We start from the raw sequence: 1,264 nt of genomic DNA, 5'->3' as shown, positions 1-1,264 counted from the left end.
ATTTCACTCCCAAGAAAATAACCGACTACAACAAAGACGATGGACAGGAGCTTACAAGTGTGACCATTTCAGCGGATGGTAAATGGGTTGTTTTCGTCCGGGGCGGCGATCATGGCGGCAGTGATTCGTCAATGCCTGTAAATGCTGCCTTTGACCCTATCGCGGCAAAAGTGCAAATAATGAGCATCCCGTTTGAAGGAGGAAAGCCGGCTATATTGGCGGAAGCAGATGAACCAATTGTTTCCCCTGCCAGTGATAGGGTTCTTTTCTCCAGGGGCGGCCAGGTAATGAGCGTACTTATCGATGGTTCGGCAACGGCTAAACCGCTATTCTTTGCCCGTGGATCAACGGGATCATTAAGCTACTCCCCTGACGGCTCTAAGATCGCTTTTGTTTCATCCAGAGGTGATCATTCTTTTATAGGGATCTATGCCGACGAGCAAACGCCCATTAACTGGATCTTGCCCGCTTTTTCCAGGGATAATTCTCCGCGTTGGTCGCCAGACGGAAAAAGCATTGCCTTCGTCAGAACGCCGGGTTCAGGAGGAAAAACTGATTCAATCTTTGCAAGAAAGCATCAGCCGTGGACGATCTGGACAGCTGACATAATCAGCGGAAAGGGGTCGCCGGTATGGAAGGCTCCTGAGACTCTTGAAGGCTCTGTACCATCAACTCAGGGTGGCACAAACCTGAACTGGGCAGCCGGGAACAGGATAGTATTTGTTTCCTATCAGGATGGTTGGCCGCATTTATACTCTGTAGGCGCTAAGGGTGGAAAGGAATTATTACTGACTCCTGGGAAGTTCATGGTTGAGCAGATCCGCTTAAGCAATGATAGAAAGTGGCTGGTGTTCGCTGCGAATGCCGGAAATGACCCCTCAGATATTGATCGCAGGCATATCGCCCGGGTACCTGTCGACCGTGCACAGATGGAAATTCTTACCCCGGGAGCCGGAATTGAAGCCTATCCTGTAATAACCGGGGATAATTCAACGATTGCATTTCTAAGTTCTACTGCCCAGCGGCCATTGCTTCCGGCTACAATGAGTTTTAATAAAGGTCCGGTTAAACTGCTCGGAGAGAATCTGATCCCAGCAAGCTTTCCAGCATCACACCTTGTAACACCTAAACACGTTACTTTCAAGGCTCCTGACGGACAAACAGTTTACGGGCAGTTATTTGAGCCTAAAAATGCTGGAACAGCTAAGAGGCCGGCGATAGTTTATGTGCATGGCGGACCACAGCGTCAGATGGTACTTGGATG

The 1,264-nt window shown here is 49.4% G+C and carries 1 protein-coding gene; it reads left to right on the top strand.

Features of this window, described 5'->3' with window-relative positions:
• On the top strand, positions 1-1,264 hold a 1,264-nt coding region (locus WKF69_RS07580; RefSeq protein WP_340380960.1), incomplete at both ends, for a DPP IV N-terminal domain-containing protein.

It is taken from the genome of Daejeonella sp. (genome assembly GCF_037719425.1).
Lineage (GTDB): Bacteria > Bacteroidota > Bacteroidia > Sphingobacteriales > Sphingobacteriaceae > Daejeonella.
Note: the sequence above shows the minus strand (reverse complement) of the source record. Positions and strands in the feature narration are given on the sequence as shown.